Source organism: Mangrovibacterium sp., assembly GCF_041596335.1.
Lineage (GTDB): Bacteria > Bacteroidota > Bacteroidia > Bacteroidales > Prolixibacteraceae > Mangrovibacterium.
In genome coordinates this window covers 18,628-43,420 of record NZ_JBFHIT010000014.1, presented here as the reverse complement: position 1 = coordinate 43,420, position 24,793 = coordinate 18,628, and the positions used below count along the sequence as shown (strand labels likewise).

General features: G+C 44.3%; 21 protein-coding genes. 18 read left to right on the top strand and 3 right to left on the bottom strand.

Annotated elements, in window-relative coordinates; genetic code table 11:
* Window positions 1-114: 114 nt before the first annotated feature.
* On the bottom strand, window positions 115-2,355 hold the full coding sequence (locus ABZD21_RS07195; RefSeq protein ID WP_372773973.1) for a family 20 glycosylhydrolase: 2,241 nt from the start codon (window positions 2,353-2,355) through the stop codon (window positions 115-117).
* Window positions 2,356-2,635: 280 nt separating this feature from the next.
* Here ABZD21_RS07195 and ABZD21_RS07190 point away from each other — a divergent pair, with 280 nt between their 5' ends.
* The 11 genes from ABZD21_RS07190 (at window position 2,636) to ABZD21_RS07140 (ending at window position 12,177) form a co-directional block, all read left to right on the top strand.
* Entirely contained in the window at window positions 2,636-3,760 is a 1,125-nt protein-coding gene (locus ABZD21_RS07190) for an Sb-PDE family phosphodiesterase (protein WP_372773971.1), read from the top strand.
* 607 nt (window positions 3,761-4,367) lie between these two features.
* The gene (locus ABZD21_RS07185; protein ID WP_372773970.1) at window positions 4,368-5,774 is read left to right on the top strand and encodes an anthranilate synthase component I family protein; all 1,407 of its coding nucleotides are present in this window, start codon (window positions 4,368-4,370) and stop codon (window positions 5,772-5,774) included.
* Between the two features lie 10 nt (window positions 5,775-5,784).
* Complete coding sequence (locus ABZD21_RS07180) at window positions 5,785-6,354, top strand: aminodeoxychorismate/anthranilate synthase component II (RefSeq protein ID WP_372773968.1); 570 nt, start codon at window positions 5,785-5,787, stop codon at window positions 6,352-6,354.
* Window positions 6,355-6,416: 62 nt separating this feature from the next.
* A complete protein-coding gene (gene trpD, locus ABZD21_RS07175) occupies window positions 6,417-7,409 on the top strand; it encodes an anthranilate phosphoribosyltransferase (RefSeq protein ID WP_372773966.1) in 993 nt (330 codons plus the stop codon).
* Between the two features lie 36 nt (window positions 7,410-7,445).
* Window positions 7,446-8,228: an indole-3-glycerol phosphate synthase TrpC gene (gene trpC / locus ABZD21_RS07170; protein ID WP_372773964.1), complete on the top strand. Its 783-nt coding sequence runs from the start codon at window positions 7,446-7,448 to the stop codon at window positions 8,226-8,228.
* Between the two features lie 54 nt (window positions 8,229-8,282).
* Window positions 8,283-8,915 (top strand): phosphoribosylanthranilate isomerase, encoded by a 633-nt coding sequence (locus ABZD21_RS07165; RefSeq protein ID WP_372773963.1) that lies wholly within the window; start codon window positions 8,283-8,285, stop codon window positions 8,913-8,915.
* 13 nt (window positions 8,916-8,928) lie between these two features.
* Complete coding sequence (trpB, locus tag ABZD21_RS07160) at window positions 8,929-10,110, top strand: tryptophan synthase subunit beta (protein WP_372773961.1); 1,182 nt, start codon at window positions 8,929-8,931, stop codon at window positions 10,108-10,110.
* Window positions 10,111-10,176: 66 nt separating this feature from the next.
* Entirely contained in the window at window positions 10,177-10,959 is a 783-nt protein-coding gene (gene trpA / locus ABZD21_RS07155; RefSeq protein ID WP_372773960.1) for a tryptophan synthase subunit alpha, read from the top strand.
* 210 nt (window positions 10,960-11,169) lie between these two features.
* Window positions 11,170-11,364 (top strand): hypothetical protein, encoded by a 195-nt coding sequence (locus ABZD21_RS07150; RefSeq protein WP_372773958.1) that lies wholly within the window; start codon window positions 11,170-11,172, stop codon window positions 11,362-11,364.
* A 215-nt stretch (window positions 11,365-11,579) separates the two neighbouring features.
* On the top strand, window positions 11,580-11,930 hold the full coding sequence (locus ABZD21_RS07145) for a hypothetical protein (RefSeq protein WP_372773957.1): 351 nt from the start codon (window positions 11,580-11,582) through the stop codon (window positions 11,928-11,930).
* A 109-nt stretch (window positions 11,931-12,039) separates the two neighbouring features.
* Entirely contained in the window at window positions 12,040-12,177 is a 138-nt protein-coding gene (locus ABZD21_RS07140) for a hypothetical protein (protein ID WP_372773955.1), read from the top strand.
* A 67-nt stretch (window positions 12,178-12,244) separates the two neighbouring features.
* Here the strand turns inward: ABZD21_RS07140 and ABZD21_RS07135 are convergent, their stop codons facing one another.
* Window positions 12,245-12,814 carry a DUF3332 domain-containing protein gene (locus ABZD21_RS07135; RefSeq protein WP_372773953.1) on the bottom strand — a complete coding sequence of 190 codons (570 nt, stop codon included), beginning with the start codon at window positions 12,812-12,814 and terminating at the stop codon, window positions 12,245-12,247.
* 207 nt (window positions 12,815-13,021) lie between these two features.
* On the opposite strand from ABZD21_RS07135, the gene ABZD21_RS07130 reads away from it, so the two are divergent.
* Both ABZD21_RS07130 and ABZD21_RS07125 read left to right on the top strand, forming a co-directional pair.
* Entirely contained in the window at window positions 13,022-14,050 is a 1,029-nt protein-coding gene (locus ABZD21_RS07130) for an agmatine deiminase family protein (RefSeq protein WP_372773951.1), read from the top strand.
* A gap of 17 nt (window positions 14,051-14,067) precedes the next feature.
* Window positions 14,068-14,961: a carbon-nitrogen hydrolase gene (locus tag ABZD21_RS07125; protein ID WP_372773950.1), complete on the top strand. Its 894-nt coding sequence runs from the start codon at window positions 14,068-14,070 to the stop codon at window positions 14,959-14,961.
* Between the two features lie 78 nt (window positions 14,962-15,039).
* On the opposite strand, the gene ABZD21_RS07120 is transcribed toward ABZD21_RS07125, so the two are convergent.
* Entirely contained in the window at window positions 15,040-17,385 is a 2,346-nt protein-coding gene (locus tag ABZD21_RS07120) for a transglycosylase domain-containing protein (protein WP_372773949.1), read from the bottom strand.
* Window positions 17,386-17,721: 336 nt separating this feature from the next.
* Between ABZD21_RS07120 and topA the strand changes: the two genes are divergently transcribed.
* From topA to gldL, 5 genes are all read left to right on the top strand, one after another.
* Window positions 17,722-20,046 (top strand): type I DNA topoisomerase, encoded by a 2,325-nt coding sequence (gene topA / locus ABZD21_RS07115; RefSeq protein WP_372773948.1) that lies wholly within the window; start codon window positions 17,722-17,724, stop codon window positions 20,044-20,046.
* Window positions 20,047-20,211: 165 nt separating this feature from the next.
* Window positions 20,212-21,366: an arginase family protein gene (locus ABZD21_RS07110; RefSeq protein WP_372773947.1), complete on the top strand. Its 1,155-nt coding sequence runs from the start codon at window positions 20,212-20,214 to the stop codon at window positions 21,364-21,366.
* Between the two features lie 118 nt (window positions 21,367-21,484).
* Window positions 21,485-22,426: a type IX secretion system membrane protein PorP/SprF gene (locus ABZD21_RS07105; protein ID WP_372773945.1), complete on the top strand. Its 942-nt coding sequence runs from the start codon at window positions 21,485-21,487 to the stop codon at window positions 22,424-22,426.
* Between the two features lie 33 nt (window positions 22,427-22,459).
* Entirely contained in the window at window positions 22,460-23,800 is a 1,341-nt protein-coding gene (locus ABZD21_RS07100) for an SUMF1/EgtB/PvdO family nonheme iron enzyme (RefSeq protein ID WP_372773944.1), read from the top strand.
* Window positions 23,801-23,818: 18 nt separating this feature from the next.
* Window positions 23,819-24,784, top strand: a complete 966-nt coding sequence (gene gldL / locus ABZD21_RS07095) for a gliding motility protein GldL (RefSeq protein ID WP_372773942.1) — start codon at window positions 23,819-23,821, stop codon at window positions 24,782-24,784.
* Window positions 24,785-24,793: the final 9 nt, after the last annotated feature.

Here is a 24,793-nt window from a genome sequence, read left to right as displayed (position 1 = left end):
TTTATAAACTCAATCGAACTACACTCCCTAAAATTTAGAGGAAGAACTCGCCTCGTAAAAGTCACACGTTACGAATGTACCGCAACGAGCAACTATGAAAACCCGAAAGCGCGATTAATCCCGGAAATAATTCTCACCGGGGAAAACTTCGAGCTCATCGCTTCCGGGGCGTTTGTAGAAAAGGCGAATACTTTGCCCATAAATGGAATTGAAATAGTTCACCTGAATTGGGTAGAAACCAGCTTTCAGTTCAAGCTCAGCAGAGCTTCTGCAATCGTAACTCATCCCATCGTTGTTGATGACCAATTCGCCACCAATGTACAAGCCCGAACCACAGTTGCTGTTGAGCTGGAAATAATAGCTGCCGTCGGCTGGCACCGACAGATAGCCGTCGAACTCCCAGCCTTTTTGCTTGCCCATAATTTCGGATGGAATAACCAGCCAGTTGACCTTTCCTGCTTTAATCGGTTCGCCACCAACTTCGGCAAACGAACGAAAAGGCCCCTCGTAAAACCGATAGTTGAGTCCCATCCTCGGGTCGTTCAATTCCTTCGGTTTCAGTTCTCGATTTTTCAATACCGATGTAAGCGTGCGACTCCGTGTTCCGTCCTTTAGAAAGCTGGCCGCCTTTATGGTCCGGTCGCCATTCAATTTTAATTTTAACGGGCCGGTGTAACGTTTCGAAAATTTGGTAGGCTCGCTTCCGTCGGTTGTAAAACGTATTTCGGCGGATGGCGAAGCACACGACAGCATAACTACTGCTTTGTTGGACTGATAGAGCTGCACCGGACTCAAGCCTTCCGGTGGTGGCATCCTGAAATGAATTCCATCCTTCGACATACGCAGATAGTTTTCATCCAATCGCAGCTTAAAATCGTCAAAGTTTTTGTTCTCAGGCAGGGTCCATTGCACCTCCGACAATGCGCACAACCGAGGGTAAATCATGTATTCCAACTGTTCGACAGTCGGCATATACTCCGTCCAAAGATTGGCCTGAGCGCCTAGAATTAGCTTTTGGTTAGCGGTGTCAAGATGTTCGGGAACCGGATTATAGCTGTAAACCTTGGCCAAATCGACCAATCCACCAATCGCCAGTGGTTCGTTATTGCCGATCGATTGGTAATAGTCGAAATAGCACCAACCGGTAGGTGTCATCACCACCTTGTGCCCAAGTTCCGCCGCTTCAATCCCACCCTGTTCGCCACGCCACGACATTACCGCGGCATTTTCGGGCAGGCCACCTTCAAGAATCTCATCCCAACCAATCAGCTTTTTGCCATTTTTCGTCAGGTATCGCCCCATTCGTTGAATAAAATAACTCTGTAACTCATGCTCGTCCTTACATCCTTCGTCTTTCATACGTTGCTGGCACAGCGGGCATTTTTCCCAGTTCACTTTCGGACACTCGTCGCCACCAACATGTACATAAGCTCCGGGGAAAAGTGGAATCACTTCATCCAGAACATCCTCCAAAAATTCAAAAGTTGATTCTTTTCCGGCACAAAATACATTCTCCGACACGCCCCACAGGGGCCATACATTCATCGTATCGTTAAAGCAGCCGAACTCTGGATAGGCAGCCAAAACCGCCTGTGCATGCCCCGGCATTTCAATCTCGGGAACAACCGTTATATGGCGTTGCTGCGCATAGCTCACAACCGATTTAATTTCTTCTTGGGTATAAAATCCGCCATGTTTTTGTCCGTCGAATTTATGCGGATAATCAGCCACATGTCCAACAACGGTTTCATCGCGCCATGCGCCAACCTCCGTCAGCAATGGGTATTTCTTTATTTCGATGCGCCACCCCTGATCATCCGTAAGATGCCAGTGGAAGGTGTTTAATTTATAGCGCGCCATTTGGTCGATCAACTTTTTAACCACATCAACCGAAAAGAAATGCCGGCACACATCGAGGTGCATTCCGCGCCATTCAAACCGAGGTTCATCGTTAATGGTCACCAGAGGAAGACGAAGGATGTTCGCTTCCAAAACCGGTATCAACTGCAGAAATGTTTGAATTCCGTAAAAAATTCCGGCTGACGTTTTCGCTGTGATTTTATACTCATCGGCAGAGGAACGAATGGAATAAGCTTCATGGCCGGCGATACCGGAATCGAGCTGAAGGACAATCGTTGGGCTTCCGGCAGCTACCGAAACCGAAAGCGGCCCACCCAATGCCTCCGAAAGTGCAGCTTTCAAATAAGCCGCTTCCGGAGCCAGCGCTTCTTCTGGAAAAACTACCCGAACGTTTCTATTTAGAGTGAACTCGCCCGATAAAAGCGTCATCGAGTTCGGTTTCGGAACGACACTCAAACCCGCTTCTTTCTGTTTGGCACTTAATTGTATCGACATCAAAATACTGAATAACAAACAAATAAAAAATACTCTCATCTCGGCTAACGGCTTATTTTATGGCAAGATAACATTTTAAACAGAGTGCCAAAAAAAACAAAAAACCAGTTGATTCGTACTTCGAAACCGACGATCAAGCTTCGAAGTCGGGCTTCCGAATCAGGTCACAGGCGATGCCAATCCTTCAAAAAAGTGAAATAACGCCCCACAGAAGGCAATTTTATCGGCGCTAATTCAATCAAACCAAAGCTTTTATATAAATTGCGCCAAAATTGCTTTTATGAATATCCATCGAACAAACGGCCTAATTTCATTCCTGTTTCTTTTATTTGTATTCAACTCAGCAACGGCACAAAGTCGCCGGGAGATTCGCATTCCAGATATTCTGGGATACCAAACTCTAAAATGCGACTTTCACATGCACACCGTTTTTTCGGATGGCGATGTATGGCCAACGGTGCGGGTGCAGGAGGCTTGGAATGAAGGTCTGGATGTGATTTCGATCACTGATCATATCGAATATCAACCCCATTCGGGCGATATGGATGCCGATCACAACCGGGCTTTTGAAGTTGCCAAACCCCTGGCCGACCAAATGGGTATTCTGCTGGTTCGCGGTGTTGAAATTACCCGAAATATGCCTCCCGGACATTTGAATGCAATTTTTGTGAAAAATGCCAACCTTCTGGAACGTGAAGACTGGTGGGAGGCTTGCGTGGAAGCGAAAGAGCAGGGCGCATTTGTTTTTTGGACTCATCCCGGATCGAAAATACAACAACCCGACCGCAGCCAATGGTGGCCCGAACATACCCGGCTGCTAAATGCCGGAATACTGAAAGGCATTGAAATATACAGCCATAGTGAATACTACCCGGAGGCACTGCAATGGGCACAGGAAAAAAACATGATCATCCTCGGGAACTCCAACATTCACGAACCAATTGGGCAGGAGTTTTCGGGCAACGGCCAGACCCGACCGATAACCCTGGTATTTGCGCTCGACAAAACTGAAACAGCAGTAAAAGCGGCTATGATGGACTACCGAACAGCTGTTTTGTTCAACGACACACTCATCGCCGACCGTCGTTTTCTTACCCCCATCTTCATCAACTCCATTCAGCTAAAAAGCAAAAAACTAAACCTGCAAAATCAGGACATCAAATACCTCCAGATTTATAACAACAGCGATATTCCGTTCAAATTGAAGCAACGACAACCGTCTGTTGGGTTCTCTTGCCCAAAAGAAATCGTTCTGCCTCCTAACCGGACGGTATCCATCGAGCTTATGGGAACTTCGGACGAAGTGGGTCAAATGCCCGTACTGAAAATGTTCTACGAAGCAACCAATTTAATCACAAAGCGCGGCGAGAACCTCCCTGTAAACATTGATGTACCGAACAAATAAAATCAGGAAATAAAGCCTGGAGAATTTCCAATAACAAGGATAAAATCCGACATGAAAAAAGCGGTGGAAAAAGATCCACCGCTTACCTCCAAACAAACAACTAAAATTACCTTTCATACTTTGCAGTTACTCAACCAATCAACCCCAATAAATAATGATAAAAAAGAATAAATGAACTGCAAAGCTGTACCCTGTGATACGCATCGATTCTTTCTTTAGTTTCGACTCAAAACATACTCTATAACAGTCTTTTTCTGTAAACATTATTTAATCAATACAAGTAGCCTAAAAATCAAATTGATTTTTTAATTTGCTTTTAACTGAAATATTTTATTCTTTTACAACTCGTTTTCAGACATACTGAATAAATACAATATGGCTTCCGTGGTGGGGTCTTCTTGATAACGAGAAGTTTATAGCCATATTGGTATTTTAAAAAATATACACATGCATACAAGAATGACAACAATTTGGTGGTGGCGCAATAACTTTTCACAATACCGTGGAGAGGCGTAACTGTCATGTCAAACATGTATGAAGAAGCGGCTTATCGGACACGGTAAGCCGCTTTTTTGTTTTAAACTGTACAAATTGAAAAAATAACCATATGAAACCGATTCAAGTTCAAGTTAATGTCAAGAAAATTCTGGGAGACACACTTACTCCGGTTAGTGTTTACCTGAAATTTCGCGATCTGTTCCCGGGTTCCGTCCTTCTGGAAAGTTCCGATTACCACGGCAACGAAAATGCCTGTTCATTTATCTGCATCAAACCACTGGCCGGTTTTGAAGTAAACGACGGACTGATCAGTATTGATTATCCCGGCATTACCAAAGAAGAGATTAAGGTTGAAGACCAATTCACCGTTGCCCGCGAATTAAACAACTTCTACAAATCGTTCCAACTATCGGGTAATGTAAAAGATGTTCCGGCAAACGGACTGTTTGGCTATCTGAGTTTCGACTCGGTGAAATACTTCGAAAAGATTGAAATCACAGCAGCGAAAAAAGAGGCCTATGCCATTCCTGAGGTGAAGTATCATTTCTACAAATACATTCTGGCAATCGACCACTCGAAAGATGTAATCTCGATTATCGAAAATCTCCCGGCAGGAGAAACCGCCGAGATGAGCCAAATTGAATCATTATTGAAAAACCTGTCGTTCCCAACAACCAATTTCGATACCGTAGGCGATGAAGTTTCGAATATTACCGACGACGAATACCGCAACATGGTAACCAAAGGCAAGGAACATTGCTTTCGCGGCGATGTATTCCAAATTGTCCTTTCCCGGCAGTTTTCTCAAAAGTATAAAGGCGATGAATTTCAGCTGTACCGAGCCCTTCGAACAGTGAACCCATCGCCTTATTTATTTTTCTTCGATTATGGCGACTACCGCATTTTTGGCTCGAGCCCCGAAGCCGAGCTACGCATCAAAAAGGGCCGTGCGATTATCAATCCAATTGCCGGAACATTTCGCCGAACCGGAAATGATGAACAAGACCGAATACTGGCCGAAAAACTATGTGCCGACCCAAAAGAAAATGCCGAACATGTGATGTTGGTTGACCTTGCCCGTAACGACCTCAGCCGAAATGCCGATGATGTGCGGGTTGACAACTACCGCGAGGTGCAATACTTTTCCCATGTCATTCACCTGGTATCCGAAGTTTCGGGCCGACTGCCCGAAGACACGAATATGGTTTCGGTTTTGGGGAACTCGTTCCCGGCAGGAACCCTTTCGGGTGCTCCTAAACACATGGCCATGACGCTGATTGACCGCTACGAAAACCAACGCCGCAGCTATTATGGCGGAACAATTGGGTTCATCGGGTTCGATAATAGCCTGAACCATGCCATCATGATTCGCTCGTTTTTAGCAAAAGGAGACACCCTCTTCTATCAGGCCGGAGCCGGAATTGTTGCCGGATCGGTTGAAGAAAACGAGTTACAGGAAGTAAATAACAAGCTGGCTGCACTGAAAAAAGCCATCGAAATTGCCAAAGAATTATAACTCTGCTGATATGAAAATAGTCATCATCGATAATTACGATTCATTCACCTACAATCTGGTGCATGCCATCAAAAAAATATCCGGCTTGCCGGTTGACGTTATTCGCAACGACGAATTGCAATTGAGCGACCTTGAAAAATACGATAAAATCGTCCTCTCGCCCGGCCCCGGAATTCCTACAGAAGCCGGCTTACTCATGGAGATCATTCAAGAATTTGCTCCAAAGAAAAGCATGCTAGGTGTCTGCCTGGGCCATCAAGCTATCGGCGAGTCGTTTGGCGCTAAATTAACCAACATGAGTCATGTTTTACATGGCATAGCAACGCCAATTTGTGTAACTTCGCCCGACCCGATTCTGTTTGAAGGACTTCCCGACAAATTCGACGTCGGCCGCTACCACTCGTGGATTGTTGATGCCGAAGGATTACCGGACTGCCTGGAGGTAACCAGTCTTGATGAAAACGGACAAATCATGTCGCTCAAACACAAACAATACGATGTGCGAGGCGTTCAATTCCACCCCGAATCGGTGCTGACGCCGTTGGGCGAAAAACTGATTGCCAACTGGTTAAAAAACTAGAGCAAAAACGGAGCCCTCAGACAAGAGACTGGTTGTGAATTTTAAAAACATGAATTTGAAAGATGAAAGATACCTTAAACTTCCTGTTTTCAGGAAACCCACTAACTAAAGAACAAGCCTGCGAAGTATTGACAAAAATCGCTGAAGGCCACTTTTCGGAAGCCGAAATCGCGTCATTTTTAACAGTGTATCGGATGCGCCCGGTAAACGCGGAAGAATTGGCGGGTTTTCGCGAAGCGCTGTTGAACCTTTGCGTCAAAGTCGATTTCTCGGAATTCAACACCATCGATGTGGTTGGAACCGGTGGCGATGGCAAAAACACCTTCAATATTTCAACGGCCAGTTGTTTTGTTTTGGCCGGCGCCGGATACAAAGTTACAAAGCACGGCAACTACGGCTTGTCGTCGGTTAGTGGTGCATCGAATATGTTCGAATATTTCGGCTACCAATTCAGCAACGACCTTGACAAACTTCGTCGCGAAGTGGAAGAAATCGGGATCTGCTTCTTTCACGCGCCACTCTTTCATCCGGCCATGAAAAACGTTGGACCGGTGCGCCGCGCACTGAAAGTGCGAACACTATTCAATATGATGGGGCCAATCATCAATCCATGTTCGCCAAAGAACCAACTTGTGGGCGTTTCCGACCTTCAAATCATGGATTTGTATAATCAGGTATTCAAAGACGGAAACCAGAATTACCTGCTCGTCCATGCCTTGGATGGTTACGACGAAGTGTCGTTGACTGGCGACACCCGTTATATTGAAAATGGTATTGAAGACAACCTCTCTCCGGCCGACTTTGGCTTTGCGACCTTAAAACCGGAAGAACTTTCGGGTGGAAACTCGGTGGAAGATGCTGCCCGGATCTTCAAAAACATCATGCAAGTCGAAGCCACCGAGGCTCAACAAAATGTGGTCATTGCCAATGCAGCGCTGGGCATAAAATGCATCTGTCCGCAAAAGTCACTGGCCGACTGTGTTTCTGAAGCAAGCGAAGCACTAAAAAGCAAGAAAGCATTGGACGTATTTACTAAACTAATGGCAGCAAAATAAGCTTCCGACCCGAAATCTGAAATTTGAAATTTTCTCATGACAATACTCGACGAAATTAATCGCAACAAAAGACGCGAAATTGCCGAAGCAAAGGAAAAAATAAGTCTTGACGACTTGAAAAAATCACCTTTTTTCAACCGCCAAACCAATTCGCTGAAAGCTGCCTTACGCCAACCTGGCGCCAGTGGTATTATTGCCGAATTTAAAACCAAGTCGCCCTCTAAAGGTCTTATCAACGATCAGGCTGAAGTGACTGAAGTTACTGCCGGCTACGTAACTGCCGGGGCATGTGGCCTTTCAGTATTAACCGACCGGAACTATTTCGGTGGCTCATTCGAAAATTTGGCGAAAGCTCGTTTTACCAATCCCAAAACACCAATACTACGGAAAGACTTCATGCTCGATCCGTACCAAATTTACGAGGCAAAAGCGCATGGCGCGGACCTCATTCTGCTTATTGCGGCTAGCTTAAGCAAAGAAGAAATGCTGAAACTCACCGAATTGGCGAAAGAACTTGGAATGGAGGTATTGGTTGAAGTCCACACCGAAGAGGAAATTGAAAAATTGAATCCATTGGTTGATTTAGTTGGGGTGAACAACCGCAACCTTAAGACCTTTGAAGTTGATGTGGAAACTTCGGTTCGTTTGGGCAAGTTACTTCCGAAAGATATGATCCGCATCTCTGAAAGCGGCCTTTCATCGGTTGAAAACATTCATTACCTGCGAGCGAACGGGTACGAAGGTTTTTTAATGGGCGAAAACTTCATGAAAACCGACAATCCGGCACAAGCCTGTATCGATTTTATTAAACGCCTGTAAAACCAGTGAGCAGGTGACTTGGAGGCCGCCGCTTACAATACGAATCAAAAACACATGAGCAGTCTAAAAATAAAAGTTTGTGGCATGCGCGATCCCGGAAATATCGATGCGATCTGCGCTTCCGATCCGGATTATATCGGGTTTATCTTTTACCCGAAATCGAAGCGGTTTGTCGGCAACACACCCGACGCTGCAATTTTCAGCCGGGTACCCGACTCCGTTCGGAAAGTTGGCGTATTTGTTAACGAAAAACCAGAAACCGTAATGGAGATCTGCCACAAATACAAACTCGAAGTTGCCCAGCTGCACGGATCTGAAACGGCTACCGACTGCATGGCGATAAAAAAGTCGGGGCTAAAGGTATTCAAGGCGTTCTCCGTTGGTAACGACTTTAACTTCGACCAGCTGAACCCCTTCCAGGGAAACGTCGATTATTTTCTTTTCGACACAAAAGGTAAATTACCCGGCGGAACAGGTGAAAAGTTCAACTGGCAGATCTTGAAAAACTACCGTTTGGACACCCCTTTCTTTTTGAGTGGCGGAATTAAACCAAACGATTGTCCAGACCTCTTGTCTTTAGACTTCAACCGGCTGTTTGCAGTCGACATTAATAGTGGTTTTGAAACCGAGCCGGGCTTCAAAGAAGTAGTGAAAGTGGCTGAATTCATTGAAAAAATGAGAAATTAAAAAAACAAAAAATATGAGCTATCAAGTTAACCGAAAAGGATATTACGGCGAGTTTGGCGGGGCATTCATTCCAGAAATGATGCACCCCAACATTGAAGAATTGCAGGAACAATACATGGAGATTATTAATTCCTACAATTTCAAACAAGACTTTATCAACCTGTTGAAGCATTATGTTGGCAGACCGTCGCCGCTTTATTACGCCAAACGGATGTCGGAGCGTTATCAAAGTCATATTTACCTAAAAAGGGAAGATTTGAATCACACAGGCTCGCACAAAATCAACAATACGATTGGGCAAATCTTACTGGCCAGATCGCTCGGAAAAACGCGTATTATCGCGGAGACCGGAGCAGGTCAGCACGGCCTGGCTACCGCCACCGTTTGTGCGCTGATGGGGATGCAATGCATTGTTTACATGGGCGCTTTGGACGTTCAACGCCAGGCTCCAAACGTAAAAAAAATGCGCATGCTGGGCGCTGAGGTAATTGCGGCCGAATCAGGCAACAAGACCCTCAAAGACGCAACCAACGAGGCCATGCGCGACTGGATCAACAACCCGGTTGACACCCATTACATTATCGGTTCTGTTGTTGGGCCTCATCCCTACCCGGACATGGTGGCCCGTTTCCAGTCGGTGATTAGCGAAGAAATTAAATGGCAGCTCGACGAGCAACTTGGCCGCGAACTACCAGACCGAGTTTTAGCTTGCGTTGGGGGTGGTAGTAATGCCGCCGGAGCTTTTTACCACTTCCTCGATAACGAAAGTGTTGAGTTGATTGGCGTTGAAGCTGCCGGGAAAGGTGTTGATACCGACGAAACTGCCGCTACGCTAACCTTGGGTAAACCAGGTGTTCTGCACAGTTCCCGTTCGTATGTGATGCAAACAAAAGACGGACAAATTGTTGAACCGTACTCCATTTCTGCCGGATTGGACTACCCCGGAATTGGCCCCATGCATGCCAACCTGTTTGCTACCAAACGAGCTAAATACCTATGGGCAACAGATACAGAGGTGCTAGATGCCGCGCTGGAACTCACTAAGCTGGAAGGAATTATTCCGGCATTGGAATCAGCTCACGCGCTGGCTGCATTGAAAAAAATAAATTTGAAACCGGAAGACATCAATGTAGTAAACCTTTCGGGCCGTGGCGATAAAGACATGGAAACGTATTTAAATCATTTTGGCTATTGAGCAGGATTTATTGAGCAGGTGACTAAAGTTCAACTGCTCAATCGTTCACTCACAAAAATCATCATCATGAAAAACAGAATTAATCAACTCTTTCACGATAAAAAGGAAAACATCCTTTCCGTTTATTTTACAGCCGGATATCCACAACTTAACGACACTGTTTCAATTATTGAAAAGTTGGTAGCAAACGGAGTCGATTTGATTGAAATCGGGATGCCGTTCTCAGACCCGGTTGCCGATGGCCCGGTGATCCAGAACAGCAGTCTGGTGGCATTGAAGAACGGAATGACCATCGAGAAGCTTTTTGAGCAGTTACGGGATATCCGCAAAAAAGTGCAAATCCCGCTTATTTTGATGGGCTACCTCAACCCGGTTTTGCAATTCGGCTTGGAACCATTTTGCCAGAAGTGCGCCGAAGTCGGAATTGATGGCCTTATTCTTCCCGACCTTCCCATGAACGAATATCAGGAAAACTATCGGGAGGTATTCACGCGCTACAATTTGCACAACATCCTGCTCATCACCCCACAAACCTCTGATAAGCGGTTAAAACAAATTGACGAGGCTTCTCATGGGTTTATTTACATGGTTTCAAGTTCATCTACAACCGGAGCAAAGAGCAATGTTTCCGATTTCCAAAAAGAATATTTTGAACGAATTAACAAAGCGCAATTAACCAATCCCCGACTAATCGGCTTTGGGATATCGAACCGGGAAACCTTCGAAAATGCCTGCCATTACGCCCAGGGAGCAATAATTGGAAGTGCGTTTGTGAAAGCATTAGCGAATGAAGGAAGTTTAGATAATAAAATTTCAACTTTTGTTAATCAACTTGTAAAGGGTGTTTAATTTAGCTGCCGTTACTTTGGTCTGAATTAAAAAGTTTCATGTTTAATAACAAGAAGTAATAATCGGCCCCTAAAGAGTATTGTTTTACAGTGGATTAAAACGCACCAGACACTTCTATTCGTGTTAAACATTGTTAGAACCTCACTCTTTGTATAGGAAAAAAGTCTTCAACCTGTTAAATTTATACTAGAAAATTAAAATGTTCAGACCATGAATGAGTATGCAAAAGTGATCCTACCCAAGGTTAGTTTCAGCAGAGACCTGTTTCGAAAAGAGCTTTCGAAATGTGTAAACTGGGTTGAGGACTCCAAGGAACTAAATGAATTAATTAAATGGTGTTATGAGAATTTCGGTGAAATGTACCCGGATTTACTCAATGAAGTTTTTTCACAATCAGCAGCATAATATAAAAGGCTCCGATAGTTTCGGGGCCTTTTTCTTTGCCGATCCCCAGTCATTATAAGAAAAAAGACATTGTCCCGACTTGGCAAAACAACTTGCTGAAGTTGCACTTTACGTTCCTTTAAAACAGGCATTAACCCGGAAAATAAATTTATCGGCATCGGAAGCTTTCATTCAAATTCACGCTATATTCGTCCCAACTATATTGCTTGTAAAAAATGATTGTTCGGATTGTCGGATTCCTACTGTTGCTTCAGCTTTTGGGCCATTCCGTATTTGCGGAACGCATCCAGCATACCAAACCACATGTTGCGAACACCGGCAGCCATGTAGAACAATGCACTTGGCAAAAAGCAACCGACCATGCTCCGTTGTTCATTCGAATAAACGAAAGCAGCAATTTACAATCGTTTTCCGACTACAGCCGATTTCAACCTCAAAACTTATTTCGCGGTCAGGTTCCACCCAAAAACTACCTGCTCCGGAAAAACATTCGTCTAACTTATTATCTGCATGACCACGAGGCACCTGTCCCCCTGTTTATCAGAGGACATGCCCTGCTTCGTTAGTTGTTCCCTTTTTCGTTTAGGTCCGACTTCTCGTTTTACGAAACGAGCGGTAATGCAACGCTCCGGACTAGCGTAGATATTCAATTATTACAATAAAAACGAAATTAAAATGGAAACAACAGCTCAAAATAATGCACCGAAAAAAAGCAACAAGGATTTTATTTGGTTGCTGGCAGGAACGACTATCGTGATTGGCGGATTAATGCTCCTAAAAGCCGCTATGCACTACTTCGGCCTAATTGGTTAACAAACAAAAAGGAGACTGTCTTCAATTGAGGACAGTCTCCTTGTTTTATTTAAATAGCACCCCTGTATTAGGGTTGAAAAGCTAAAACGTTCAATCCTTGAACTTCTTGCTGCATAGCAACCGGATCAAATCCTGGCTGAATTTCCTGCACACTTCCATCGGGATAAAACAGGTGATACGAAACAACCTGACCATCCTCAATTTCAACATTGACCAGTTTTTGCAGTTTCTTGCCTTTCACCAAATACCAGCTATTGTCCTCATCATTGAAAATCATTTCTGTTTTCTGTTTTGAGTCCTTTAAATCCTCAATGGTCATCTTATTTTTCTCCGCAGTCAACCGATAAGTTTTCCCGTCAATCTCTACCAACTTCTGGTCTTTTTCGCCATCGTTCATCCCCATTGGGTTGGTGCCGCCCCAAAACTCAATCGAGTTTAAAACGACCGCGTCAACAAAGCTGGCAACTCCATATACAGGCACAATTACAAATGCCAGAAAAACCAACTCATTCACAAACTTATCCCCAACGGTTCCGTTCCATTCATACAACGCTCTGGTTAACTTGAAACTGCCGTAACAACCCGACAAGAGCACGGCAACAAGTAGTAAAGCAATTCCCTTTTTCAATGTTTTCATATTATTTTGAATTTAATTAAGACTTTAACAGGATTAATTCTTCTATTTCGATTAAAATTAAAACACCACCGACTGAAATCAAAATTTATTTTACACGATGAATTCATTCCGGACGAAAATTTCACATTGCTTGCAATCGAAAGAATTGAAGCAATTGTTTTTCATCTCTGAAATAGTTGCTAATTTCTTTTTGCATATTTTTGGCACATGAAATTGGAAGGAAATTTTCTACCGGCAGAGTGGGTACCTCAAAGTGGGGTGCAATTAGCCTGGCCCGACGCGCAAACTGATTGGTGCGGGATACTGGACGAAGTGGTTCCGGTTTACGAACAAATAGCCCGGGCGATTCTCGAGCGGGAAAAACTACTGATTGTATGTCGTAATAAAAGTGATTTGCCCGATTTCCTCAAGGAAAAACACGAAGGGCTACTAATTTACGAGATGCCTGTAAACGACACCTGGGCTCGCGACCATGCTGCGCTGACCATCATCGAAAAATCGGAACCCGTCCTGCTAAACTTTCGGTTTAATGGTTGGGGAATGAAGTTTGCGGCCTGTCACGACAATCAAATCAACGGGAATTTATACCGGCAAGCAGCTTTCCACCCCGGAATACCAATGGCCGACTATTCGTATTTTACGTTTGAAGGAGGTGCTATAGAAAGCAACAACGAGGGCTGTTTACTGACCACCAGCGAGTGCTTGCTATCGAAAAACCGGAACGAACACCTGAGCAAATCAGAGGTTGAATTCTTCTTAAAAAGCAGTTTCCATGCCGAAAAGGTTCTCTGGCTCGATCATGGCTTTTTGGCTGGCGACGACACGGACAGCCATATTGATACCCTGGCTCGGTTTTGCAGTCCGGATACCATTGCCTATGTGAAATGCGATGATCAATCGGACCTTCATTTTGAAGCCTTACAAAAAATGGAACAGCAACTTCGTGAGTTGACCGACCAGAACGGAAAACCGTTCAAACTAGTTCCCCTGCCCTTCCCCGACGCCATTTACGACGAGGATGGAGAACGACTGCCTGCCACATATGCAAACTTTCTGATCATAAACGGTGCTGTTTTGTTTCCGGTTTATGGGGTGAAACAAGACGATGAAGCCGTGAACATCATACAAAGCCTGTTTCCCGATCGCGAGATCATTCCGGTAAATAGTGTTCCGTTGATAAAACAACACGGATCAATTCATTGTATCAGTATGCAGTTTCCCGAGGGAATTCTCTAATTTTATTTAATTTGATTATGGCGAAAAAAGAAATCGTTGTTGGACTAATCCAACAAAGCAACACAGCCAACCTGGAGGCAAACAAAACCAAATTGGCTCAAAACATTGCCGATTGTGCTTCGAAGGGAGCACAATTAGTGGTGCTGCAAGAGCTACACAATAGTTTATACTTCTGTCAGACCGAGGATGTTGATCTGTTTGACCTGGCAGAACCAATTCCCGGACCTTCGACCGACTACTACAGCCAATTGGCTAAAAAACATGCCATTGTACTGGTAACATCATTATTTGAAAAACGGGCTCCGGGCTTATATCACAACACGGCAGTAGTGTTTGAGAAAGACGGTTCGGTGGCCGGGAAATACCGAAAGATGCACATTCCGGATGATCCGGGCTTCTACGAAAAATTTTATTTCACTCCCGGTGATTTGGGCTTCCGCCCGATTCAAACTTCGGTTGGCAAGCTGGGCGTATTGGTTTGCTGGGATCAATGGTATCCGGAAGCCGCCCGACTAATGGCTATGGCGGGAGCCGAAATGCTGATTTACCCGACGGCAATCGGCTGGGATCCCCGCGACACAGCAGAAGAACAAACCCGCCAGCAAAATGCCTGGATCACCATTCAACGTTCGCATGCCGTAGCCAATGGTATTCCGGTCATCAGCGTAAACCGGGTTGGGCACGAAGCCGATCCTTCGGGAAGTTCTGCCGGAATCCGGTTTTGGGGAAATAGTTTTGTAGCCGGTCCGCAAGGCGAAGTTTTAGCTGTTACAAGCCACACCAAAGAGGAAAACCTTTTGGTGAAAGCTGATCTTTCGAGATCAGAAGATGTTCGCCGAATTTGGCCATTCCTTCGCGATAGACGGATCGAAAATTACAGCGACATTACCCGCCGGTATCTGAACGACTAACAGAACCTGCGCACTCAAAAAAAAAGCCCTGCCGTTCAGTTGGAACAGCAGGGCTTTTTCATTTTCATACCAACTTAATTAAAAGAAGTCATCAAATTCAGCCGGTTTGGTACTTACACCGTTCACGTCATCACAATCCAAATCCATGATAAAATTCATCGGTTTTTCAAACTCCTGATCGGGTTTATATTCTAGACTCGGATCGGCATAAACCATCTTCATAAAGCGTCCCCAAACCGGTAGGGCCATGTTAGCGCCCTGCCCATTAGAGATATCGTCAAAACGTATACTTCTCAAATCTCCTCCGGTCCAGGCTCCTGCCACAAGTTGTGGAGTAACACCCATAAACCAACCGTCAGAATGATTTTGTGTTGTTCCTGTTTTTCCGGCAATTGGTCCTTCTATTTTACCGTACACCGTATGCCAGCGCAATCTTGTCCCGGTTCCATGATCAACAACACCCCGTAGAAGGTTTATCATCAGATAGGCTGTTTGCTCATCAATCGCATCATGTCGTTCAGGACGGAAAGTTGCAATCGTATTTCCGTATTTATCTTCAATTCTGGTAACAAAAATAGGCTGAGTGAAAACCCCCTTATTCGCAAAGGTACCGTAAGCTCCCACCATTTCGTAAAGGCTAATATCCGAAGTTCCGAGAAACATAGACGGAACAGGGTCGATGTAACTGTAAACCCCCATTCGATGCATAACATCGGCTACCGACTGTGGATTAAACTGCTTCATTACCCATGCCGAAATCTGATTCACCGAATTAGCTAATCCCCATTTTAGAGTAACCATCTGGCCATCGTAATCCGACTTCCCGGAGTTTTTTGCCTCCCAAACTCTACCATCATCCAAAATAAACTGCTGCTTTACATTGGGCACCTTGGTGCATGGCGACAATCCGTTTTGCATGGCCAGTGTGTACAAGAAAGGCTTTACTGTTGATCCCACCTGACGTTTTCCACCCAAAACCATATCATACATAAAATGGCGGTAATTGGGACCACCAACGTAGGCACGTACCTGCCCCGACTCGATATCCATCGCCATAAACGATGTGCGTAAATAACTCAGATAATGTTTGATTGAATCCATCGGACTCATAATTGTATCGCGATCACCCTTCCAGGTAAAAACGGTCATCTCAATTTTCTCGTTGAAATTCGCTTTAATCTGATTGGCATTTTTCCCTTGCAAACGCAAAACACGGTACCGCTCACTTTGATGCATCGATAAGTTCATCAGCTTTTGAACATCGTCTTTGCTCATATCATTCGAAAACGGTGGATTTCTCAACCGTTTTAAATGCCGGTTAAATGCCGGTTGCAAATCCAGTTTCAGATGGTCTTCAACAGCCTTTTCAGCATAAGACTGCATCCGCGAATCGATCGTGGTATAAATTTTCAGTCCGTCCTCATACAAATCGTAATTCGTACCATCGGGTTTAAAATTCTTTTTGCACCAGCCATACAGGGGATTGTTTTCCCATGCGACCGAATCTTCTTTATATTTTACAGTCTGCCACGAGGCATATCGCGATCGATCCGGCTTACCGGCTCCCATCGTAATGCGCAAATATTCGCGAAAGTAAGGAGCTAATCCTTCTTTAAAGTCTTCTCGGGTAAATTCCAAATCCATCGGCAAAGCCGATAGCGAATCCCGCTCGGCCTTCGAGAGATAACCATATCGCTGCATCTGAGCCAACACCACATTTCGACGATTTTTTGTCAATTCGGGACGACGTACCGGGTTAAACAAAGCGGCGTTCTTAGCCATTCCGACCAACATGGCCGACTGCTCTGTTGTCAACGAATCAGGCTCGGTATTGAAATAAATCCGGGCAGCCGATTTAATCCCCACCGCCAGATTCACGAAATCGTACTTATTTAAATACATGGTAATGATTTCTTCCTTGGTATAACTTTTCTCAAGTTTAACCGCAATCACCCATTCCTTAAATTTTCGCATCACCAGATCGAGTTTGCTCTCCATATCCAACCGCGGGAACAGCATTTTTGCCAACTGCTGGCTCAGAGTACTTCCACCCCCACTGCTGCTATCTCCGGTCATAATTCCTTTCACCACGCGTCCCAATCCCCTGAGGTCGATGCCCGAGTGCTTATAGAACCGAACATCTTCAGTTGCCAGCAACGCGTTTACAAGGTTTTCAGGCAGTTGCTCATAGGTGACAAACGTCCGGTTTTCGCGGAAATAGCGTCCAATAGTCACATTGTCGCGAGATATCACTTCCGAAGCCAATAAGCTCTGTGGGTTTTCAAGATCTTTGAACGAGGGCATTTCCCCCAGCTTTCCTTGTGCAATAAGGTAGAACATGGATAAAACGGACAAAACGCCAATTGCAAATATCATCCAGAATCCAACAACGTATTTTCTAAATCCCGACTTATTGTTTTTCATCAAAGGTAATTTGAATGTTACGCGACAAATATAACGAAAGGATTAAAACTATTATTTCAACCTTTCTTTAAGCCATGTTTTGATCACTTTAAACAGCATTCAAACCATCCATTGAAGACCATCGGCTGAAGCCATACAGATGGGGTTCAACAGTCAGTTCATCAAACCAATAGCACCGACGTATTCCATCCCGTTCAAGCAGTCTATAAAAGGCATCTGAACCAATAAAATAATCATTTTCAAAGATATATAGCTCCAAATTTTATTCTGCTAAAATTTGATGTTCGCCCGACATTTTCTTTTATTTGCAGAAATTTTTATAGTCTGGAGGATATTATGCAAGATAATTTGGTCATCGTTGAGTCTCCCGCAAAAGCTAAAACAATCGAAAAATTTCTTGGAAAAGATTTTTTGGTTACGTCAAGCATGGGACATATTCGCGACCTCGAAAAGAAGGATTGCGGGGTTGACCTCGAAAACAATTACATCCCTAGATACGTTGTTTCGCCCGACAAGAAAAAGATTGTAACCGAGTTAAAGAAATTAGCCAAAGAAGCGAAACTGGTATGGATCGCATCCGATGAGGACCGTGAGGGAGAAGCCATTGCCTGGCACCTTCAGGAAGTACTAAAACTGAAACCAGAGAAAACGAAACGAATTGTCTTCCACGAGATTACAAAGGAAGCCATTCTTAAAGCCGTGCAAAACCCCAGACCGATTGATCTAAATCTGGTTAATGCGCAACAGGCTCGCCGGGTACTTGATCGATTGGTAGGCTTTGAAGTTTCACCGGTTCTCTGGAAAAAAGTAAAACCATCACTTTCTGCCGGTCGGGTACAGTCAGTTGCGGTGCGTTTAATTGTTGAACGCGAACGCGAAATCATCAATTTCGAAAGCAGCTCAGCCTTCCGTGTTACTGCTGCATTCCTGGTGCCTGATGAAAATGGCAATATAACAGAACTGAAAGCCGAACTGAATAAGCGCTTCGAGACAAAAGAGGAGGCTCGGAAGTTTTTAGAAAAATGCCAGTCGGCCGAATTCAGCATTGGCGATATTCAGAAAAAACCATCGAAGCGAACACCGGCAGCACCGTTTACAACCTCGACCCTGCAGCAGGAGGCCAGCCGCAAACTGGGATTTTCGGTTTCGCAAACCATGTCGGTTGCCCAACGCCTCTACGAATCGGGAAAGATTACCTATATGCGTACCGACTCGGTAAACCTGTCTGACCTGGCGATCCAAACATCAAAGAGCAAAATTCTGAATTCGCACGGCGAGAAATATCACAAATTCCGCCAATATACCACTAAGTCGAAAGGAGCGCAGGAGGCCCACGAAGCGATTCGTCCAACCTATATGGATCAAGAAGAAGTTTCGGGTACCAACCAGGAAAAACGGCTGTACGAATTGATCTGGAAAAGAACAATCGCTTCACAAATGGCCGATGCCGAACTGGAGCGCACAACCATTTCAATTCAAATTTCCAACACCAGCGAGCTATTTCAGGCTACCGGAGAAGTCATCAAATTTGACGGATTTCTTCGTGTTTACCTCGAATCGACCGATAATGAAGATGACAGCAGTGATGCTAAAAGTTTACTTCCTCCGGTTAAGGTGAAACAAATTCTTCGAACCGATCTAATTGAAGCAACGGAGCGCTTTAGTCAAAAACCGCCCAGATACACCGAAGCCAGTTTGGTAAAGAAACTGGAAGAGCAAGGTATCGGACGTCCTTCAACTTACGCCCCTACAATTACCACCATCCAAAATCGTGGCTATGTAGTTAAAGAAGATCGTCCGGGTGTTGAACGCCAGTTCACGCAATTAAGCCTGAACAAAGGCAAACTGACGGAAAAAGAGAAAACAGAGACTACAGGAGCCGAGAAATCAAAGTTGTTCCCAACCGATATCGGCATGGTTGTAACCGACTTTCTGATGAAATATTTCGAACAGGTGATGGATCTTAGCTTCACCGCCAGTGTTGAAGTCGAATTCGATGAAATCGCCGATGGAAAACGCGTTTGGAATGAAGTTATCGACGAATTTTACAAACCATTCCATCAACATATTGAAAACGCGCTGGAAGTTTCGGAGCGCACAAACGGTGAACGCCAGTTAGGGATTGATCCGAAGACAAACCTCCCCGTGTCGGTTAAAATTGGCCGTTACGGACCATTAGCCCAACTTGGTGAAGCAACCGAAGAAGGCGAAAAACCACAATTCGCAAGTTTACGCTCGGGACAGATCCTGGAAACCATCACGCTGGAAGAAGCATTGGATTTATTCAAACTTCCCCGCGATCTGGGTGAATACGAGGACAAAAAAGTTGTCGTGGCAATTGGGCGATTCGGCCCCTATGTTCGGCACGACAGCAAATTTGTATCGCTCGAGAAGAATGTCGATGATCCCTACACGATCGAACTTCCGCGTGCAATTGAATTAATTGAAGCTAAACGTGAGAAAGATAAAAACGCGTTGGTTAAAACCTTCGATGAAGAACCGGAACTTCGCATCTTAAATGGCCGGTGGGGTCCCTACATTTCTTATAAAAAGAAAAATTACAAAATTGCGAAAGGAACCGATGCAACCCAGCTAAGCTTGGAAGATTGCATGAAAATTATAGAGGCAGGCCCCGCACCAAGAAAAGGTCGGAAAAAATAATTCGAAGGCAAACAATTATCTTGTTTGCCTTTTTTATTGAAAAGACTAATTTCATCCGCTGATATACAACAAATTTGATCCGGGAATTTAACCCGATTCGCAAACTACCGCGAAGCCCGTTATTTTACCGGACCTGTTCATTTCAAGCACAGAAAATAAACACCAATGAACCTCGAACTATACCTTGACCCGGTCGATTTCACCGGATTCGCCCTTCCAAAATGGGCGCAGAAAAAGTATGCGCTTAAAACGCTGCTGGAAAAAAATCAAGAGAAGCTTCCGGTTCAAAAGGCTAAAATCGTGCTAATCGGAGTTGAAGAAGACCGCAATGCGATCAGTCGCGGGAGCGCGGCATCGCCCGACAAAATCAGGGAACAACTCTATGGCCTAAACCGCATCGCATCCCGGCACAAAATTCTCGACCTCGGGAATTTAAAGGTTGGTAAAAATGTAAACGATACCTATTTTGCCCTCAAGGATGTTTGCCAGTATTTTTTAGAATCCGGAATAACAGTGGTCATACTTGGTGGTTCGCAAGACCTCACCTTCGGAATAAGCAAAGCATTCGAAGATCAATACTTCAATCTGATTACAATCGATCCAAAACTTGATTTTCAAAAAGGCAGTAAAACCATTGACTCTGAAAATTACCTGAGTTATATTTTTGAGAAACGACCGAATCTTTTTTCTCACGTAGCCCTTGGTCACCAAAACTATTTCACCGATGCACTGGAGCTGAGCCAACTCACCGACCTCACTTCCAGCATAAAGCGACTTGGCGAAATACGCTACAACATGGCCGAAATTGAACCCTATATGCGAGCTGCCGATATTTGCAGCTTCGATTTAAACGCTGTACGTGAAATTGAAGCTCCGGGACAATACTTTGGCTCACCTAATGGCTTGTATGCCGAGGAAGCATGCCAGATTGCTCATTATGCCGGAATGGCCGACCAAATGAAAGTGGCTGGCTTTTTCAATCTGGTTCCGGCTCTTGACAGAAACCAACTAAGCTCAAAACTAATGGCCCAAATCGTGTGGCATTTCCTGGAAGGCTTTTATTTTAAAGTTGTTGAAGATCCGGAAAACAAACCGCACGAATTTAGTGAATTCATCATCGAGATGGACGACATCGATCTACCGCTAACCTTCTACCAAAGCCGAAAAACCGGCCGATGGTGGATGAAAGTCTACAATCAAAACGACGATAGCGATCATGTTTTCCCGTGTTCTCAAGAAGATTACGATCTGGCAGCGCGGTACGAAATTCCGGACCGATGGTGGAGAAACATTCGAAAATTAAATCAACTAGCAAAATAAACTAAACAATTAGTGCGTTCAAGAAAGTGCATAACACAATAAAATGTGCTGAAAATAGGCTAATTGTACTTTACGGTTGCTTATTTATGTACTATAGAAAGGCAATATTAGCCCGTTTATGAAAAATAAAATTTGCTTTTTATTTTTGTTAATAATATCTAACTTAGCCGCAAAAGCACAGCAGGATCCGCAATTCAGCTTCTATAAGCAAGCTAGATTAATTTACAATCCGGGATTTGCAGGAACCAGCCGTGCCATTTCAGGCTTGATTCTGAACCGATACCAGTGGAGTGGCATTGAAGGCGCTCCGAAAACAATGGTATTCAGTGTAGAATCATCAACTGAGATACTGGGAGTTAAGAGTGGCATTGGCCTGAATATAATTAGGGATGAACTTGGTTTTGAGAACAATACATTGGTAAACCTCAATTACGCGTATCAGGGTCAAACTAATTTTGGAGATTTAGGAATTGGGACATCATTAGGTATATTCAATAAAGCAATCGATGGTGACTGGTACGTTCCAAGTGGAAGCAGTTACCACAACCTCAATGATGGACTTCTCCCCTCAGGCAGTGTCAGCCAAGTAGCTATTGATATTGGTTTTGGTTTATTTCTGAAATCGACTAATTATTTTGCAGGAATATCGGTGACTCACATAAACCAGGCTAAGATTACGTTCTCGGATGACGCTTATACATTTTATACCCGCCATTATTATTTTACCGGTGGATATACTATTCAGACGCCTAATCCGTTATTTTCTTTGCAACCATCTGTCTTGTACAAGACTGATCTGGCAGGATCGCAACTTGACCTAAACGCAGATGTAACCTATAATGAGCGATTTACAGCCGGAATTGGTTACCGAATTGGAGATGGATTGCTATTCTCCTTCAATGTTGAATTACAAAACGGATTGAAGGCCGGTTATGCATACGATTTAACAACATCTGCTCTTGGAGCATATAGCTCAGGATCGCATGAATTGTATTTAAGCTATTCATTTGCAGTCCAAAAGAACAGAAATAAGAAATATAAAAGTGTTCGTTATTTATAAGAATTCTAAAAGTAAGCAACATATATCATCGTTATGAAAAAAATACGCTCTCTGTGCATCATGACCTTTCTGCTCCTGTCGATGATTAGCTGTAGTAAGTCGGGAAGCAATGGCGAACTTACCGGTGTAACCGGGCGAGGAAAATGGTTCGAGCCAGCTCCCTACGGAATGACATTTATTCACCGTGGTAGCCTGAATGTAGGTCCCAGCGATCAGGATGCAAGTTGGTCTCAAACACCAACAAAAACCGTTTCTGTAGATGCATTCTGGATGGATGATACAGAAATCACAAACAACGAATATCGCCAGTTCATCAACTTCGTACGCGACTCTATCGCCCGAACGATGTTGGGAGAACAATTCCCTGAGTTCCTAATCACGGAAGACCGGGACGGTAATCCACTTGATCCGCCTCGCATAAATTGGGATGAACGTTTGGAATGGGACAATCCGGATTACATGGAAACCCTTGAACCATTGTATTATCCTGAAAACGACCGAATCTTCAACAAGAAGGAGATTGACTCGAGGAAGCTATTCTACACCTACTACTGGATTGATTATCAGCAAGCCGCCAAACGCTCCAACATGTACGACTATGAAACGCAAAGTTATCATGGCGTTGTGTACGATAAGACCGGAACTTCGAAACAAATCGAGAACAGGTCTTCCTTCGTTTTTAGCGATTTGGTGAATGTATACCCGGACACTCTTTGTTGGATCCGCGACTTCACCTACTCCTACAACGAACCTTGGGCAACCCGCTACTTCTGGCATCCCGGATTCGATGAATACCCGGTTGTAGGTGTAACCTGGACACAAGCCAAAGCTTTCTGCCATTGGAGAACCCGACTGCACAATGAATACCTTTTGAGTAAAAATGAACAACCATTGCAGGACTATCGTCTACCGACGGAAGTAGAATGGGAATACGCAGCCCGAGGCGGCAAACAAGTCTCCATGTACCCATGGGGTGGTTATTATACCCGCAATGAACAAGGGAAATTCCTGGCCAACTTCAAGCCTCTTCGAGGGAACTATATCGAAGACGGAGGTATGGCCACCATGAAAGTCGGTAATTACGATGCCAATAAATTCGGCCTTTACGACATGGCTGGTAACGTGGCTGAATGGACAATTACTGCTTTCGACGAATCTGCTTACATGTATGTCCACGATTTCAATCCAAATTTTGAATATAATGCCAAACCAGATGACCCACCGACAATGAAACGAAAAGTGGTTCGCGGTGGATCGTGGAAAGACATTGCATCCTTTGTGCAGACATCAACACGTAGTTACGAATACCAGGATTCTGTTAAGTCATTTATCGGATTCCGCTGTGTCCGTTCATCCTTTGGAAACGAGTTTTAACCCTTAATTGTGATCAATATGAGTTTTGGTGAAATGTTACATAGTAAACGCTGGAAAGCCTTTACGGGATATGTTTATAATATCGGTGCTGCTGTGGTATTGTTAGGTGCGCTTTTCAAACTTCAGCACTGGGCATTCTCAGGTCCTCTTTTGGTTTTAGGTCTTTGTACCGAAGCTTTCATCTTTTTTATTTCCGCGTTCGAACCCCCCATGGAACTACCGGAATGGTCGAAGGTCTATCCTGAATTGCGGGAAGATTATGTGGCTGATGAGGATGATACGACAACTCGGGAAGATCAATTCGGCAAATTATTTTCACAAGCCGATATTTCTCCTGAACTGCTGTCGAAGGTATCCAAAGGGTTGACTGATTTAAGCAACACAGCATCGTCTATCAGCGACATCAGTTCGGCAACTCTCGCGACCGACATCTATGTTAAAAACCTAAACTCGGCATCTGAGTCTATGAATACATTTGCCGAGATCAACGGAAAAGCCAATAATAATATCAGCCAGTCGGTCAACGTTCTGGTTGAATCGTACACAAACACAGCGCAAAGGCTAAGCACTAAGGGCGACGAGATGTTAAGTAAACTCGCAAGCTCAAGCGAGGAATTTACCAGTGTTCTGTCGACTTCAGGGAAAAAACTAGTAAGCTCTTATGACAAGGTGGCTAATACGATCGAAAAAGGCTTTGGTGATCTGGACGAAAAATCGAGCTCTTACGCTGATAAACTGACCAAATTGAATGCCAATCTGGAAGCATTGAACTCGTCATACGCATCACAACTTAAAGGAACAAATGAGCAACTGGCGGCTTCGCAGAAATTCTTTGCTGAAATGAATCAAATGAATCAGGCGATTCAAAATTCGGTTGAAGAAGTGAAGAAATATCAATCAAATGCTGCAGAACTCAACAAACATCTTGAAGCACTAAATTCAATTTATGGCAATATGCTTGGTGCCATGAATTATAAAAAATAAAACGCCAGG